Source organism: Saccharopolyspora erythraea, assembly GCF_018141105.1.
GTDB lineage: Bacteria > Actinomycetota > Actinomycetes > Mycobacteriales > Pseudonocardiaceae > Saccharopolyspora_D > Saccharopolyspora_D erythraea_A.
In genome coordinates, this window is record NZ_CP054839.1 from 1,215,407 (window position 1) to 1,230,052 (window position 14,646).

Below are 14,646 nucleotides of genomic sequence, written 5' to 3' on the forward strand. Positions count from 1 at the left end.
CGAGGGATTTCCGGCAGATCAGCGGGCCCGACGTTCAGCGGAACCGCAGGGCACCTGGCGGAGCGCCCCCGGTTCAGCGGGTCTCGACCTTGCCGATCCAGACGTAGTCGCGGGCGCGGGTCACCGCCACGAGCGCCTGCCGCTGTCCGGCTTCGGCCTCCTCGCGGTAGCTGGTCACCGGCCGCGGCTCGTCGGGCAGGAAGACGGAGCGGAACTCGGTGCCCTTGGCCCGGTGCACCGTGCCCACGTGCACCGCCGCGGACGGTCCGCCCTCCCAGCGGTCCAGCGGACTCACCTGGAAACCGGCCTGCCGCAACACTTGCTCCCAGTGCGCGGCTGCGTTGTTCGTGCGGGTCAGCACCGCCGCGTCCGAGGGGTCGTCGAGCGCCCGCAGCGCGTCGACCAGCGCGTCCTCCTGGTCCGCACCGTGCCAGTGCACGGCGCGTCCGCCGCCGAGCACCGGCAGCGCGGAGCGCATCGTGACGGCCGGTCCGCCGTCGAGGTCGTCGAAGCGGTTCACCGCATCGAAATCGCACGCCTCGTCGACGATCGTGGTGCGGTTGCGGTAGTTGCGGCGCAGCACCTCTCCGCGCCCGCTCAGCGAGATCCCGGCCTCCGACAGCCGCCAGCCGCCCGCGTAGATCTGCTGCTGACCGTCGCCGACCAGCAGCAACTGGTTCGGGGCGTCACCGCTGATGGCGTGCACCAGCCGCAACCCGATGAGCGTCAGGTCCTGGACCTCGTCCACCACCACCGCGGTGAAGCGCCGCTCCAGCGGCCTGCGCCCCAGCTCGTCCAGCGCGCGCATCAGCACGTCGTTGTGGTCGTAGACCCCGCGTTCGGACAGTTCGCGCTCGTACTCGCAGTAGAACTCCCAGACGTGCGCCCGGAAACCCGGCGTCAGGTTGCCGCCGCGGCCCCGGCGCGGGGCGTGCCGGTACGCCTCCAGCGTGCCCAGGCCGCGGCCCTTGATCACGCGGTCGATCTCGTCCTTCCAGTACGCACGCGAGGGCCGGGCGGTGGCCAGCGGACCGCCGGCCCCGGTCCGTTCCCACACGGCGCGGAAGGCCTCGTCGATCTGCTGCTCGTCGACCTCGGCGTCGCGCCCGCGCTCGACGAGGAACTCCCTGGCCCAGCCGTGCAGGTGCTGGAACCGGACGCGGTCGCGGACCTGCTCAGCCAGGGAGCGGAACTGCTTCTCGGCGATCCGCGGCAGGTTCCGCAGGTGCGTGGTGTAGAGGAGCTCGCCGGTGCTGCGCCGCGCGAGGTATGCCAGGCGGTGCAGCGCGAGCACGGTCTTGCCGGTGCCCGCCGGGCCGGTGATGCGCGCCGGTCCGGAGTACTGCCTGCGGACCAGCCCGAGCTGGCTGTCGTCGAGGAAGATCCGCCAGTCCTGGAACGGACCGCGCACGGCGCGCTCGAAGCGCTCCTCGCGCAGCTGGGCCACCTCGAACAGACCGGAGGAGCGGCCGGAGACGCCGGTCTCACCCGCCCCGCGCTGGGCCGGGATGTGCTGCGCGTTCCAGCCGATCGGCGTCAGGTCGAAAGTGCTGTTGCCGAGGTGACGGGCCACCGACAGCGCGTCCGCGGCCTCGAGGACGCGTTCGCCGCCGACGAGGACGCGGTCCAGCTCGTTCTCCGCGATCAGCAGGTGCTCCCCGCTGTGGCCGCTGCGCGCTCGTCCCGCGTGCGCGGGGACGACCACGACCGTCCGCAGCGCCGCTTCGGTCAGCATCCCGTGCGGGGTGGGTACACCGGCCAGCAGCTCGGCGGTCCAGACGAACGCGGCGCGGGAGTCCTCCCACGCCGGCTCCTCCTCCCGCAGCATTACGGCGAGCACGCCCTGGGGACCGGAGAGCACGACGTCGGGCCTGTTCGGCGGGGTGTCCGGGGCGAACTGGCTGAGCAGCGTGTACCAGCCGGTGCCGCGCTCCACGGCGAACCGCTCGACCACGCGCCGCTGCCAGGTCGGAAGCGGCGGGCGTGCCTGGAGCTCCTGCTGCGCCTGCCGGCGCAGGCGTTCGTCGCGGTGGTTGAAGGTGCCGGTCATGGTGCCCCCACGACCGCGTGCAAGAGCGCCGCCCGGTCGGTGCCCATGACCGGATTCGGGAGCTGAACGGCCATGGCGCCTCCCCGGCTCGACCCAAGCGCACCCCTCGACACCGACATTAGAGAGTTCCACGGCGTTTTCGAGCAGCTCGGCGATGTATCACCTGGATGTCGCAGGGGCCGCATGCGTTTCACCCGGATGCCGCAACGGGAACTACAACAACTCTCCCATCGCCCAGTCCAAGGTGGACAGCGGTAGCGCACCGTGGCCGAGGACCGCGTCGTGGAACGCCCGGATGTCGAAGCGCCCGCCGAGGCGACGCCGCGCCTCGTCCCTGATCCGCTCGATCTCCAGCCGTCCGGTCATGTAGGACAGCGGCTGACCGGGCAGCACGATGTAGCGGTCGACCTCGTCCTCGACCTCGAGCGGGGTCAGCGTGGTGTGCTCCAGCATGTGTTCGACGGCCTGCCGGCGGGACCAGCCGAACTCGTGCAGCCCGGTGTCGACCACCAGCCGCGCGGCGCGCAGCGCGTCCTCGCTGACCATGCCGAGACGTTGCAGGTCGTCGGAGTACAGCCCCATCTCGCCGGCCAGGCGCTCGGTGTACAGCGCCCATCCCTCGACGCAGGCCGGGGTTTCCAGCAGCCTGCGCAGCATCGGCAGGTCGCCGAGCTCCTGCGCCAGGCTGAGCTGCATGTGGTGGCCCGGAACGCCCTCGTGGAAGGCGATGACCTCCGCGGTGTGGCGGCTGCGCTGCTCGGCGCGGTCGGTCGCGGCGAAGTAGGTGCCCGGACGGGAACCGTCCAGCGACGGCGGCACGTAGAAGGCGGGCGGCGTCGACGAACCGCTGGACTCGTGCACCGCCTGGACCTCGCAGCGCTTCGCTGGCAGGCGCCCGAACCACTCGGGGGCCACCGATTCCGCCCTTGCGATCGCCTCCCGGGCGGCCTGGAGCAGTTCGGGCCCGTCGCGCCAGCGGCGCGGCGGGTCGCGGCGAAGCAGGCGCACGATCTCGGCGGGGTCGCTGACCCCCAGTGCGCGCCGGCCGAACTCGGCGTACTCGCCCTTCAGCTCGGCGAGCATCGCGACGCCGGTTTCGTGTAGTTCGAGCGGCGTCCGGTCGGTGGTGGTGTGGACGCGGACCAGTCGGCGGTAGATCTCCCGGCCGCCCGGGAGCCAGCACAGGCCGGGCTCGTCGTCAGGCCGGGCGTGCGGCGCGATCTCGGTGGCGAGCACGTCCCGGTAGCGCCGCAGGGCGGGGCGGACCCCGGTCTCCAGCAGCCGCACGCGCTCGGCTTCCAGGTCGGCGCCGTGCATTTCCGGCGCGAGCAGGGGATCGGACGCGGGCGCGGCGAGGTGGCGGTCGAGGTGCTCGACCGCTTCGATGACCAGGCGGCGAACCGGGAGCCGACCAGACTCCAGCCCGATGAGGTGCCGGTGGGCGGCGGAGTCGGTGAACGCGGGAATCCCGTCGAGGCGGCGCAGGAACGCCCGAGCCTGGACGGCGTCGGCGTTCGGCACCTGGCTCAGGTGGAACAGCAACCCGGCGACCGGCGCGAACAGCGAGCCGTTGATGGCGTACTCGGGTGCTTTCGCGTCGATCTGGGCGATCAGCGCGTCGGCCTGCTGCGTTACGACGGAGATCGTCAGGCGGTCGGTGAACGGGGTGTTCGCGGTGGAGTGGCCACGGGCGGCGGTGGAGGCGGATGGCGCAGGCGGCTCGGCGCGGCGCTGGGCTGTGGCGTGGTCGCGGAGGTGGGCCGGCGTGGGCGGCTGGGCCGCGGCGCGGTCGCGGACGGCGACGAGCCGGGAGCGCAGCGCGCTCTCGCCGTCCGGATCGAGGGCGGGTAGCGACTCGTCGCGGTCCCGGTTGCCGGCGAGGGTCGCTCGCACCGGGTCGCGGTCGAAGATGATGTCCAGCAGCTCGTCGGCGAGCTGCGACGCCGTGGTCATCACCGCATCCTGCCGCAGCGGAGGGGGAGCGGAGCCGGGTTCGGGCCACGGCGGATGCGGTTGGGCCGGTCGGAGGGGCGGGCTCGACAATGGGGGTGTGGACCCGCTGCACGATCCGGACGACGAAGACCTGCTGGAACCCAGGCAGGCCCGCATGCTCGCGGGACTTGTCGAGAACGCGCGGATGTCCTCGGCGGCGATCCGCTACGGGATGCGCACCCGGGTCGGTGCGGCGTCGCTGGTGCTCAACCAGGACAACCCGCTGCCGACCGCCAACCACGCCTGCGCACTCTGGGGGACGCTGGCGGAGGTGGCCAGCACGCTGCTCCTGCTGGAGGACGTCTTCGCCGAGGCCGGACGCCCCGAGGCGCTCGTCTACGCCTCGCCCGCGACGGTCGCGGAGATCGAGGGCATCGCCGACGACGCGGGCTGGCGGGCGGTCGACGAGAGCCTGGCCCTGCTGCACCGCTCCGAGCAGGTCTCCTACGTCTCGACGCGGCCGGCGGTCGACGCGGACCTGCCGGGCATCGCCGAACTGGTGGCCGACGACGCGGGCCTGTCCACGACGGCCGAGACCCGGCTGGTCCGCAACCTCGGGCACCGCGTCGACGACGCCCGCTGCGTGCTCCACGTCGTCGACGACCCCGACGCCGGCGCGGAACGCATCGCGGGCTTCGTGCAGGGCTTCACCGAGCACGGCGTCGGACTGGTCGAGCAGGTCATCGTGCGGCCCGGCCGCAGGCGCAGGGGCATCGGGCGCGGGCTGGTCTGCGCCGCGGTGAGCGAGCTCCGCGAGCGCGGCGCGCGGCTCGTCGTCGCCCACGGCGACGAGAGCAAGCCGTCGGAGCGCTTCGCCGAGTCCTGCGGCTTCGAGCCCGCCTACGGCGTCACGGCCTACGCGCGCCGGGTGGACGAGCTGCTGGGGTGAGGGCTACCGGGCGGTCACGCCAATACGGCGGGGTCGTATCCGTGGCTGTTATTACGGCGGGCTGACCTGCATTCGAGGTAGTGGCGGAGCCTCGTCGCGGGGACTTTGGTCTGTTCCGCTCGGTCGGCACGAAGCGGATCGGGCGAGGGGCGACGGGGAGCGGTGGCCGCATCCGGATTGACCGATCCGCTGCGGTCTGCTTCGCTTAGTTCGGCTAAAAAGACAAGGGGGGTCCCGGGGTGCCCAGCAGTGCGGCTGCGACGGATTCGAAGCAAGCGGAAGGCACCGGTACCACAGCGCTACCCCGGGAAATCTGGATCCTCGTCGTCGGAAGCTTCATCGTCGCGATCGGCATGGGCATCGTGGCGCCCGCGCTGCCCGCCTTCGCCGCCAGCTTCGACGTGGGCGTCACGGCGGCCTCGTTCGTCATCAGCGCCTTCGCATTCATGCGGCTGGCCTTCGCGCCGGTCAGCGGCAGGCTGGTGTCGCGTTTCGGGGAACGCCCCCTCTACGTCTGGGGCATCCTCATCGTCGCGGCGAGCACCGCCGCATGCGCGTTCGCCGAGTCCTACTGGCAGCTGCTGGTCTTCCGCGCCCTCGGCGGCACCGGATCGACGATGTTCACGGTCTCGGTCGTCGCGCTGCTGGTCCGCCTCGCGCCGCCGCACCTGCGCGGACGGGCGTCGGGGCTGTGGGCGACGAGCTTCCTGCTCGGCAACATCTCCGGGCCGATCATCGGCGGCTTCATGGTCGGCTTCTCCCTGCGACTGCCGTTCCTGACCTACGGCGCGACGCTCTTCATCGCGGCGATGGTCGGATGGCTCATGCTGCGCAACTCCACCCTCGCGGCACCCGACCGGGACAACACCGTCCCGCCCCTCACGGTCCGCGAGGCATTGCGCCACCGTGCCTACCAGGCAGCCCTGCTGTCGAACTTCAGCAACGGCTGGGCCGTGTACGGCGTGCGGGTCGCGCTCGTGCCGCTGTTCGTCGTCGAGGCCCTGCGGTCGACGCAGGCCATGGCGGGCGTGGCCCTGTCGGTGTTCGCCGTGGGCAACGCGGCCGTGCTGATGATCTCGGGGCGCATCTCCGACCAGCGCGGACGCAAACCGATGGTGTTCGCCGGGCTCACGATCTCGGCGCTGGGCAGCGCGGCACTCGGGTTCAGCGACTCGGTGCCGTGGCTGCTGGCCTGCTCGCTGATCGCCGGCGTCGGAGCCGGACTGCTCAACCCCGCGCAGAACGCGTCCGTGGCAGACGTGGTCGGCGCGAAGGGCAAGGGCGGACCGGTGCTGGCGACGTTCCAGATGGCGGCGGACGTGGGAGCGATCCTCGGCCCGCTGATCGCCGGTGTCATCGCGGACGCGGTGTCGTTCCAGATGGCCTTCGCGGTGACCGGCCTGACCTCCGTGCTGGCGCTGCTGGTGTGGCTGCGCGCCCCCGAGACGAGGTTCGAGGTGACGGCATCGGCCCAGGAGAGCGTGGCAGCGGAGGCCGGCCACCTCGACGAAGGCCCCGAGGTGCCGAGGACGACGCGGGTGGCGGACTGAGGGCTTGGCGGAGGCTCACCGCGCTGGCGGGCCCCTTGACCCGGTCTGATCGGGCTGGCGCCAGATCGACGGGATGAGAACCACGGCCCCGCCTGCCTGGGCGCGAGGGTGCCTGGAGCCTGGCCCGGGTGTTGATCGAGCGTGGCCGGGGTACTCCCGCGACGACAGGTTCCGACGCCGCTCCTTCGGCGTGCCCAGAGCGCAGGGAGGACGACATGAGCATGATCACCGGGATCCCCGGCAGCGAGCTGTCGGAAGCGGATCTCCTGCGCGAGCTCAAACACCTGCACCAGACACGCCACGACACCTTCCTGCACGGCTCGCCGGAGGCGCTGCGTGAGCACACCGCCCGCACCTTCGAACTGGAGCAGGAGTACGTGCGCAGGCACCCCGACCGCGATGTCGATCCCAGGCGGACCCGCGAAGGTGCCAGGGGGGAGTCGCAGAATGCATGAGCCGCGCATCGTCATCATCGGTGGCGGCCACACCGGCCTGACGCTGGCGTTGCGGCTGCAGCGCCTGCTCCACGACGGTGAGGCCCGGGTCACGGTGATCGACACCCAGCCGCACATGACCTACCAGCCGTTCCTGCCCGAAGCGGCGGCCGGCTCGCTCGAGCCGCGCCACGTCGTGGTCCCCCTGCGGGAGGCGCTGCGCAAGAGCGAGGTCCTCACCGCCCAGGTCTCGTCGATCGACCACAGCACCCGGACGCTGACGACCACCCTCGGCGACGGCACCGTCGAACAGCTCCACTACGACTTCCTCGTCGTCGCGCCCGGCTCGATCTCCAAGGCGCTGCCGATTCCCGGACTGGCCGAGCGCGGTGTCGGGTTCAAGACCATCGGGGAGGCTATCTACCTGCGCAACCACGTGCTGTCGCGGCTGGACATCGCGGCCAGCACCACCGACGAAGCACTGCGGCGCAGGCTCCTGACCTTCATGTTCGTCGGCGGCGGCTACGCCGGGATCGAAGCCCTGGCGGAGCTGGAGAGCATGGCCCGCTACGCCATCCGCGACTACCCGAACCTCGAGCCGCAGGACATGCGGTGGGTGCTGGTCGAGGCGATGGGGCGGATCATGCCCGAGGTCAGCGCCCCGATGGGCGAGTACACCAAGCGCAGGCTCGAGGAGCGCGGCATCGAGGTCAAGCTCAACACCCAGGCCAAGAGCATGGAGGACGGCCGTGTCGTGCTCTCCGACGGAGACGAGTTCGACGCCGACACCATCGTCTGGACGGCCGGGGTCAAGCCGCACCCGATGCTGGAGGCCAGCGACCTGCCGCGCGACGAGAGAGGACGTCTGGACTGCACGGCCAAACTCCAGGTGCGAGGCACCACCGACGTCTTCGCCGCCGGGGACTGCGCGGCCGTGCCCGACCTCACCAAGGACGCCGCCGACGCGAAATGCGCGCCGTCGGCCCAGCACGCCGTGCGGCAGGCCAAGGTGCTCGCCGACAACCTCGTGGCGCGCCTGCGCGGCAAGCAGCTCCAGAACTACCGGCACAAGTACGCCGGTTCGGTCGCCGGGCTCGGATTGTTCCAGGGCGCGGCGGAGGTCTACGGCGTCAAGCTGAAGGGCTTCCCCGCGTGGCTGCTGCACCGCGTGTACCACCTGGCGAAGATGCCGACCCTCTCGCACAAGGCGCGCATCGCCGGGGACTGGATGCTGGAGCTGCCGTTCAAGCGCCAGGTCGTCGCGCTGGGCGAACTGCACGACCCGCGCTCGGAGTTCGTCAAGGCCGCGAACACGCGCGGGCTGCCCAGCAGCCACGGGCAAGCCGGGTGATGGCCGTCACTCCAGTCCTGGCAGCGGGGCAAGACCGTGGCTCCAGCGCACCACGCGCCGGGCTTTGCCGTTGGTCGCCCGCGGGATGCTGCCGGGCTGGAGCACCCGGACCACGCAGCTGAGGCCCAGCCGTTCCGCGAGCGCCGCGGCGAGGTCGGTCTCCAGGACGGGGACGTCGCCGCCCTCGTCGTAGGGCTCCACCGCGACCAGCAGTTCCGGACGAGAGGAGTCGCGGCGGTCCTCGATGACCATGTAGTGCGGCGCCACCCGCCGGTCCTCCAGCAGCACCGCCTCCACCTCGCTGGGGAAAACGTTGACGCCCCGGATGATCAGCATGTCGTCGGCGCGGCCGATGACCCGGCTCATCCGGCGCAGCGTGCGCGCCGAGCCCGGCACCGGGCCGCAGAGCGCGGCGATGTCGCCGGTCCGGTAGCGCAGCAGCGGCAGACCGGTCTTGGTCAGCGTCGTGAACACCAGCTCGCCCGGCTCGCCGTCGGGCACCGGCTCGCCGTCGACGCCGACGACCTCCGGGTAGAAGTGGTCCTCGGCGATGTTGAGCAGGCCCTCGGAGTCCAGCGACTCGCAAGCGACGCCCGGGCCGATGATCTCGGTGAGCCCGTAGATGTTGAGCGCGCGTATCCCGAGCAGGCGTTCGATCTCCACCCGCATCTGCTCGGTCCACGGCTCCGCCCCGAACAGGCCCACCCGCAGCGAGAGCTGGTCGGAGGTGATGCCCGTCGAGCGGAACGACTCGCCGAGGTAGATGCCGTAGGAAGGCGTGCAGCACAACACGTCCGGTCCCAGGTCGAGCATCAGCCGCAGCTGCATGTCGGTGCCACCGCTGGACACCGGCAGCACGGCCGCGCCCAGCCGCATCACGCCGTGGTGGAACCCGAGCCCGCCGGTGAACAGGCCGTAGCCGTAGGCGCAGTGCACCAGGCTCCGGCGGGTCACACCCGCCCCGCCCAGCGCCCTGGCCATCACCTCCGACCACACCTCGACGTCGTGGGAGGTGTAGGGCACCAGCGTCTGGCGTCCGAGCGTGCCGGAGGTGCCGTGCACGCACACGACGTCGGAGGCCGGCGCCGTGCGGAGCCCGAACGGGTAGTGGTCCCAGAAGTCCTGCTTGGTGACGTACGGCAGGCGGTGCAGGTCGTCGAGGCCGACATCGGCACCGGCGCCCACCCCCGCCTCCCGCAGTCGGCCCGCCTGCACCCCGTCGGCCGCCAGCAGCCGGTCGACGAGCCGCCGCAGGCGGCGTTCCTGCTGCTCACGACGGCGTTCCGGGTCGCAGCCCTCGGCCGCCGGAGCCGCCAGCGGAGGCGACACGCGCTGTGCTGTGGTCACGACCCACGGTGTAGCAGAGCGGCCTGCACGCTGGGTAGATCCAACCAGGGGGACCCCCCTGCGAAGGGGTTCCGCGGGCTGTTGTACTGTATGCAGGCACGAGATGAACGAGGCCGAAAGGAACCGGGAGTCTCGGGAGAACAGAACATGGGGCTGTGGCGCAGCTGGTAGCGCACTTGACTGGCAGTCAAGGGGTCACGGGTTCGAATCCCGTCAGCTCCACTTCACAATCGCAGGTAGCGGGGCCGATGTTCGCGAGAGCATCGGCCCCGCTGCTTTGTTGAGCGACTACGGCTCTTCGCGCGATGGCGCGTTTCGAGCGGCGTCCAAGCCTTCCGGTCGAACCCACTCGCCTTGACAGCCTTGCGGAACGATCGCCGCACGTTTGGCGGCACAACAGCCGTGCAGAAGAACAAGGCCGTTATGTCGTGAAGAAATCGATGAGGGCGTGGGCGATCTGGCCCGGGGCGTTCTCCGTTGGGATGTGGTCTGCTTCCGGGATGCGCATGAGCGTGGTTCCCGGGATCTCCGAAGCGAACTTCTCGGCGTGCTCCACAGTTTCGAAGCTGTCGTCCTCTCCCCAGATCAGCAACTTGGGGGTTGTGGACCGCTTCAGCGCGGGAACGAGATCAAGGGTGTAGCGGCTGTCGGCCGCGCCCGCCATCGCCAGCCAGGAGCGGCGGACCCGCGGATCGGTCCACGGATCCAGGTAGTCGGCGATCAGCTGCTCGGTGGCGGCACCGGCAAGCGCCGATGTCACGGCCTGCCGGCGGGCGGCGAGAAGTTCGTCGGCGGTGGTCGATGCGGCGACCACCGGGTCGCGGAACCGGGCCACGTGGGGCGCGGGCCAGGAGTCGTAGGTGACCGAGTTGACCAAGGCCAGCCGGTGCACCTCCAGTTGACCGTGGGCGAGGAGGTGCTGGGCGATGGCGCCGCCGATGTCATGGCCTGCCACGGCGATCGGCCCGGAGATCTGCAGCGCGGACGCGAATCGCGCGACCCAGTCGGCAAGGGCCGGGACCGTGGCCGTCTCCGGGGTGAGTTCGCCCCCAGAGCGCCCCAGTCCGGGGAGATCGACCGCAAGGGGCCGCAGCCCCGCCTCCGCGAGACGGCCGAGCACAGGAAGCCACACCCGGCTCCAATACGTTCCGTGCAGCAGCAACACGGCCGGGCCGTCCTGCCCTGCGGTCAGGTAGCTGGCCTTTTCGCCGTCGACCTGGACTGCGGTCCTCAGCACGCCCGTTCCAGTGGTTTCACGCATAGGACCACTGTGCGCGGACTCCGCCTCCAGGCCGAGAGTCCGAAAAGACATCAATGAGTATGATCCTGCCATGAGCTGTCATCGGGTGGTGGCCCTGCTCAACCCGCCCCAGTCGCCGTTCGAGCTCGCCTGCGTCGCCGAGGTCTTCGGCACCGTCCGGCAGGACCTGCCGGTGCACTACGACTTCCGGATCTGCGCCGAGCGTCCAGGTCCTCTGCAGACCACCGTCGGCTACGCGATGCTCGTCGACGCGGGGCTGGCGGCTCTGCAGGAGGCGGACACCGTGGTCGTCCCCGGCTGGCAGCCGGCCGGCGCACCGGCGCCGCCTGCCATCACCGAGGCGCTGCGGGCCGCCCACCGGCGCGGGGCGAGGGTCGTCGCCATCTGCACGGGGGCGTTCGTCCTCGCTCAGGCCGGACTGCTCGACGGCCGCCGCGCCACCACCCATTGGCGCGACACCGCCCAGCTCGCCGCCACCTTCCCCGAGGTGCAGGTGGACCCGGACGTGCTCTACGTGGACCACGGCGACGTGGCGACCAGCGCCGGAACCGGCGCGGGCATCGACCTGTGCCTGCACGTCGTACGTTCCGACCACGGCGCGGCATACGCCGCCCAGATCGCCCGGAACATGGTGCTGCCGCCACACCGGGAGGGCAGCCAACTCCAGTACGCCGCTCAGCCCGCCCGGGCCAGGGCGGACGAGTCGTTGGCGCCGTTGCTGGAGTGGGCCATCGCCCAGCTCGACGCCCGGCTGACCGTCGGCCGGCTCGCCGAACGCGCCGGGCTGTCGAGCCGAACTCTCGCCCGGCGGTTCACCGAACAGCTCGGCACCAGCCCAGGGGAGTGGCTGCTCGGTCAGCGCCTCGACGCGGCACGGGCACTGCTGGAACAGACCAACCTTCCGGTGGATGCCATCGCCACCCGGGTCGGACTCGCCTCGGCGGTCAACCTCCGTCGCCGATTCCGGGCGCGCTTCGGCACCACACCCGGCGCATACCGGCGGACCTTCGGCGAAACCCGGTAAGGCAAGACCGCCCAGCACATGACATTCCACGACCGCATGTGGCGGCCGAACTGATCAACCAGCGCGTACACGGTTGTGCCAGCATCAATGGTCAGCGGACCTTGCGGCGACTGCTCATGGGGGTTGTGACTGGGGCGTGCTCGCTTCGGGGCACGGGATTGCACCACTTCCGATCCGGGGGATTCCGCGGTTGTCGCGGGTGGTTTCCCCATACGAATTCGGCAGGCTCCTACGGCACAGTTTGATGCGGGTCGGGAGAACAGGATCCCGTCCCAATCAATTGATGAACCGGTACGCACGTGCCGCCAGAAAGACATCAGGAGCGAATGATGAAGCTTGCCATGAAGACGCTCGGAATCGCTGTCGCGATTTCGACTTGCGCCCTTGCCCCGGCATCGGCGATGGCCACGCCGGGCCCGCAGGCGCCGACCGCGGTGGTCAGCCACGTTCACGTGAAGGAATCGATGCTCACGGGCAAGGGGGGCGCCGGCGGTGCCGGGGGCGACAGCGTCAATGGCGACGGCGGTGCCGGAGGAGCCGGAGGCAACAGCGCGAGCGGCGACGGCGGTACGGGCGGTGCCGGGGGCAGCAGTGTCGACGGTGCAGGCGGCGGCGGTGGTGCCGGCGGCGACAGCGTCAACGGTAACGGCGGTGGCGGTGGCGCTGGTGGCGACAGCGTGACCGGGCCCGGTGGCGGCGGTGGTGCCGGTGGGAACAGCGTCGACGGCAACGGCGGTGGCGGTGGCGCTGGTGGCGACAGCGTGACCGGGCCCGGTGGCGGCGGTGGCGCCGGCGGCGACAGCGTCGACGGCAACGGTGGCGGCGGCGGTACCGGCGGCGACAGTGTCACCGGTAGCGGCGGCGGCGGTGGCGCCGGCGGAGGCAGCATCTTCGGCAACGGCGGTGGTGGCGGCGCCGGCGGTGACAGCGTCACCGGTGGTGGCGGCGGCGGTGCCGGCGGAGGCGGCAGCGTCTTCGGTAACGGTGGTGGCGGCGGTGCCGGTGGGAACAGCGTCGACGGCAATGGCGGCGGCGGTGGCGCCGGTGGTGACAGCGACTTCGGCAACGGTGGTGGCGGTGGCGCCGGCGGGAACAGCGTCGACGGCAACGGCGGTGGTGGCGGCGTCGGGGGCGGCAGCGTCTTCGGCAACGGTGGCGGCGGCGGTGCCGGCGGCAACAGCGTCAACGGTGATGGCGGCGGTGGCGGCGCCGGTGGCGACAGCCAGTTCGGCAAGGGAGGTCCCGGCGGAGCCGGCGGCGAGAGCACGGGCCTCTTCAACTTCTGGCCGTTCTCGTGGGACCTGTGGCCGTCGTCCTGGGACCTGTGGCCGTGGTGATGCCAACTGGTGAGGTCGGCGACGTAGTCCGGCCTCGCGTCTGACAAGCCGGACCGGCGCAGCGCCGGCTGGGCTCAGGCGACGAATGCAGTCAGCCTGATTCGACGGCAGTGGGCCGATGTTCGCGGAGAGCATCGGCCCACTGCCTTGTTCCGGATCCCGATTCATTTCTCGCCGGCAGCCGACGTTGACAGGGAGGTGGGAACTGTCCGTCGAATGTTTCCGGGACTTCTGGATATCCGGCCGCAGTGAACCAGGATGCCGAACGTGGCGATGCATTAACTGAATTCCTCGATTGCTCGTTCGCTAGCATCCGCTCCACGCGCTTCGAGAGTCGCCGAAGGACGGCGTCGGGCGGCCCGGCTGGGCGCGAGCGGGCATAGTGCGGGGTGGGGACCGGGACCCCGCGGCAGTCGACGGCAGGACGGGGAGCCAACCGCATGGACGTCACTTACGCGATCGAGCCGGCACCGGACCGGGGGCCCGGCGAGGGAAACGAGGACTTCGTCGTGGCCGGCCCCTCGTGGGTCCTGGTGCTCGACGGCGCCACCGCGCCCGCCGGGGTCGACAGCGGTTGCGTCCACGACGTGCGGTGGCTGGTTCGCCACCTCGCCGCTGGGCTGGCGAAAAGCCTCTCGCTGCAAAGCGAATCGCTGGCCGACGCGCTGGCCGGCGCGATCGGGATGACCTGCGACGCCCACGGCGGGACGTGCGACCTCGGCAACCCGTCGAGCCCGTCGTCGACGGTTTCGGTGGTGCGGCTGCGCGGTCACGAACTGGAGTACCTGGTGCTCGCCGACAGCCCGGTCCTGCTGGAGGTCGGCGGCGAGGTCCGCGCGATCGTCGACGACCGCCTGGACCGGCTGCCCAGCCGCTCCCCGGAGGCGGTGCGCGACAGCCGCAACCAGCCCGGCGGCTTCTGGGCCGCCAGCACCGCCCCCGAGGCCGCGTACCAGGCGGTGCGGGGCAGCGTCCCGGTCGCGGACGTGCGGATCGGCGCCGTACTCACCGACGGCGCGTCCCGCTACGTCGAGCGCTTCGGGCTCACCGACTGGACCGGGCTGCTGGACCTGCTCGAACGCGAAGGGCCGGGCGAACTGATCAACCGCGTCCGCAAGGCGGAGAACACCATCGAGCGGGAGCGGGGCAAGCGCCACGACGACGCGACGGCCGCCGTCCTGCGGATGTCGTAGCGTGACGGCGAATCACCTGAACGGCGTAGGTACGCGCTCCACTATGGAGTTTCCGCGAAGCGGAATTCGCGATCTGGCGTGCGGTGACGGTGCTCGTCGGCCTCGTTGACCGACGATCCACCTGCCTGCGCCTCGAGGCTGTTCGCCCTGGTAGCCGCCGCCGGCGGGACGAGCCGGACCGGCTTGGCGGTGCAGTCCCGCCGACATCTCCGGTAAAC

11 protein-coding genes and 1 tRNA gene are annotated in these 14,646 nt (G+C 71.3%); 8 read left to right on the forward strand and 4 right to left on the reverse strand.

Features of this window, described 5'->3' with window-relative positions:
* Nucleotides 1-73: 73 nt before the first annotated feature.
* Nucleotides 74-2,050: a UvrD-helicase domain-containing protein gene (locus tag HUO13_RS05600; protein ID WP_211900408.1), complete on the reverse strand. Its 1,977-nt coding sequence runs from the start codon at nt 2,048-2,050 to the stop codon at nt 74-76.
* A gap of 213 nt (nt 2,051-2,263) precedes the next feature.
* Nucleotides 2,264-4,003, reverse strand: a complete 1,740-nt coding sequence (locus HUO13_RS05605) for a DUF885 domain-containing protein (protein ID WP_211900409.1) — start codon at nt 4,001-4,003, stop codon at nt 2,264-2,266.
* A 97-nt stretch (nt 4,004-4,100) separates the two neighbouring features.
* Here HUO13_RS05605 and HUO13_RS05610 point away from each other — a divergent pair, with 97 nt between their 5' ends.
* The 4 genes from HUO13_RS05610 to HUO13_RS05625 all read left to right on the forward strand — a co-directional run bounded on the left by HUO13_RS05610 (nt 4,101) and on the right by HUO13_RS05625 (nt 8,266).
* A complete protein-coding gene (locus tag HUO13_RS05610) occupies nt 4,101-4,931 on the forward strand; it encodes a GNAT family N-acetyltransferase (protein ID WP_211900410.1) in 831 nt (276 codons plus the stop codon).
* A gap of 353 nt (nt 4,932-5,284) precedes the next feature.
* On the forward strand, nt 5,285-6,481 hold the full coding sequence (locus tag HUO13_RS05615) for an MFS transporter (protein WP_211900411.1): 1,197 nt from the start codon (nt 5,285-5,287) through the stop codon (nt 6,479-6,481).
* A 215-nt stretch (nt 6,482-6,696) separates the two neighbouring features.
* Complete coding sequence (locus HUO13_RS05620) at nt 6,697-6,936, forward strand: DUF6158 family protein (RefSeq protein ID WP_211900412.1); 240 nt, start codon at nt 6,697-6,699, stop codon at nt 6,934-6,936.
* On the forward strand, nt 6,929-8,266 hold the full coding sequence (locus tag HUO13_RS05625; RefSeq protein WP_211900413.1) for an NAD(P)/FAD-dependent oxidoreductase: 1,338 nt from the start codon (nt 6,929-6,931) through the stop codon (nt 8,264-8,266). Before HUO13_RS05620 ends, HUO13_RS05625 begins: the two co-directional genes overlap by 8 nt.
* 6 nt (nt 8,267-8,272) lie before the next feature.
* Here the strand turns inward: HUO13_RS05625 and HUO13_RS05630 are convergent, their stop codons facing one another.
* Complete coding sequence (locus HUO13_RS05630) at nt 8,273-9,613, reverse strand: phenylacetate--CoA ligase family protein (protein WP_249124473.1); 1,341 nt, start codon at nt 9,611-9,613, stop codon at nt 8,273-8,275.
* Between the two features lie 149 nt (nt 9,614-9,762).
* Here HUO13_RS05630 and HUO13_RS05635 point away from each other — a divergent pair.
* Nucleotides 9,763-9,835 (forward strand) — tRNA-Ala (locus tag HUO13_RS05635).
* A gap of 199 nt (nt 9,836-10,034) precedes the next feature.
* Here the strand turns inward: HUO13_RS05635 and HUO13_RS05640 are convergent.
* Nucleotides 10,035-10,778, reverse strand: a complete 744-nt coding sequence (locus HUO13_RS05640; protein ID WP_249124474.1) for an alpha/beta fold hydrolase — start codon at nt 10,776-10,778, stop codon at nt 10,035-10,037.
* Nucleotides 10,779-10,944: 166 nt separating this feature from the next.
* On the opposite strand from HUO13_RS05640, the gene HUO13_RS05645 reads away from it, so the two are divergent.
* From HUO13_RS05645 to HUO13_RS05655, 3 genes are all read left to right on the forward strand, one after another.
* The gene (locus HUO13_RS05645; protein ID WP_211900414.1) at nt 10,945-11,898 is read left to right on the forward strand and encodes a GlxA family transcriptional regulator; all 954 of its coding nucleotides are present in this window, start codon (nt 10,945-10,947) and stop codon (nt 11,896-11,898) included.
* 464 nt (nt 11,899-12,362) lie between these two features.
* Nucleotides 12,363-13,235, forward strand: coding sequence for a hypothetical protein (locus HUO13_RS05650; protein WP_211900415.1), 873 nt, complete (start codon nt 12,363-12,365; stop codon nt 13,233-13,235).
* Nucleotides 13,236-13,675: 440 nt separating this feature from the next.
* Nucleotides 13,676-14,428, forward strand: a complete 753-nt coding sequence (locus HUO13_RS05655; protein ID WP_211900416.1) for a protein phosphatase 2C domain-containing protein — start codon at nt 13,676-13,678, stop codon at nt 14,426-14,428.
* Nucleotides 14,429-14,646 lie beyond the last annotated feature (218 nt).

What these genes read in the sequence shown, in the direction of transcription:
- HUO13_RS05605 (WP_211900409.1), bottom strand. Translation starts at nt 4,003, where the DNA reads ATGACCACGGCGTCGCAGCTCGCCGACGAGCTGCTGGACATCATCTTC.
- HUO13_RS05645 (WP_211900414.1), top strand. Translation starts at nt 10,945, where the DNA reads ATGAGCTGTCATCGGGTGGTGGCCCTGCTCAACCCGCCCCAGTCGCCG.
- HUO13_RS05615 (WP_211900411.1), top strand. Translation starts at nt 5,285, where the DNA reads ATGGGCATCGTGGCGCCCGCGCTGCCCGCCTTCGCCGCCAGCTTCGAC.
- HUO13_RS05625 (WP_211900413.1), top strand. Translation starts at nt 6,929, where the DNA reads ATGCATGAGCCGCGCATCGTCATCATCGGTGGCGGCCACACCGGCCTG.
- HUO13_RS05655 (WP_211900416.1), top strand. Translation starts at nt 13,676, where the DNA reads ATGGACGTCACTTACGCGATCGAGCCGGCACCGGACCGGGGGCCCGGC.
- HUO13_RS05620 (WP_211900412.1), top strand. Translation starts at nt 6,697, where the DNA reads ATGAGCATGATCACCGGGATCCCCGGCAGCGAGCTGTCGGAAGCGGAT.
- HUO13_RS05600 (WP_211900408.1), bottom strand. Translation starts at nt 2,050, where the DNA reads ATGACCGGCACCTTCAACCACCGCGACGAACGCCTGCGCCGGCAGGCG.
- HUO13_RS05650 (WP_211900415.1), top strand. Translation starts at nt 12,363, where the DNA reads ATGCTCACGGGCAAGGGGGGCGCCGGCGGTGCCGGGGGCGACAGCGTC.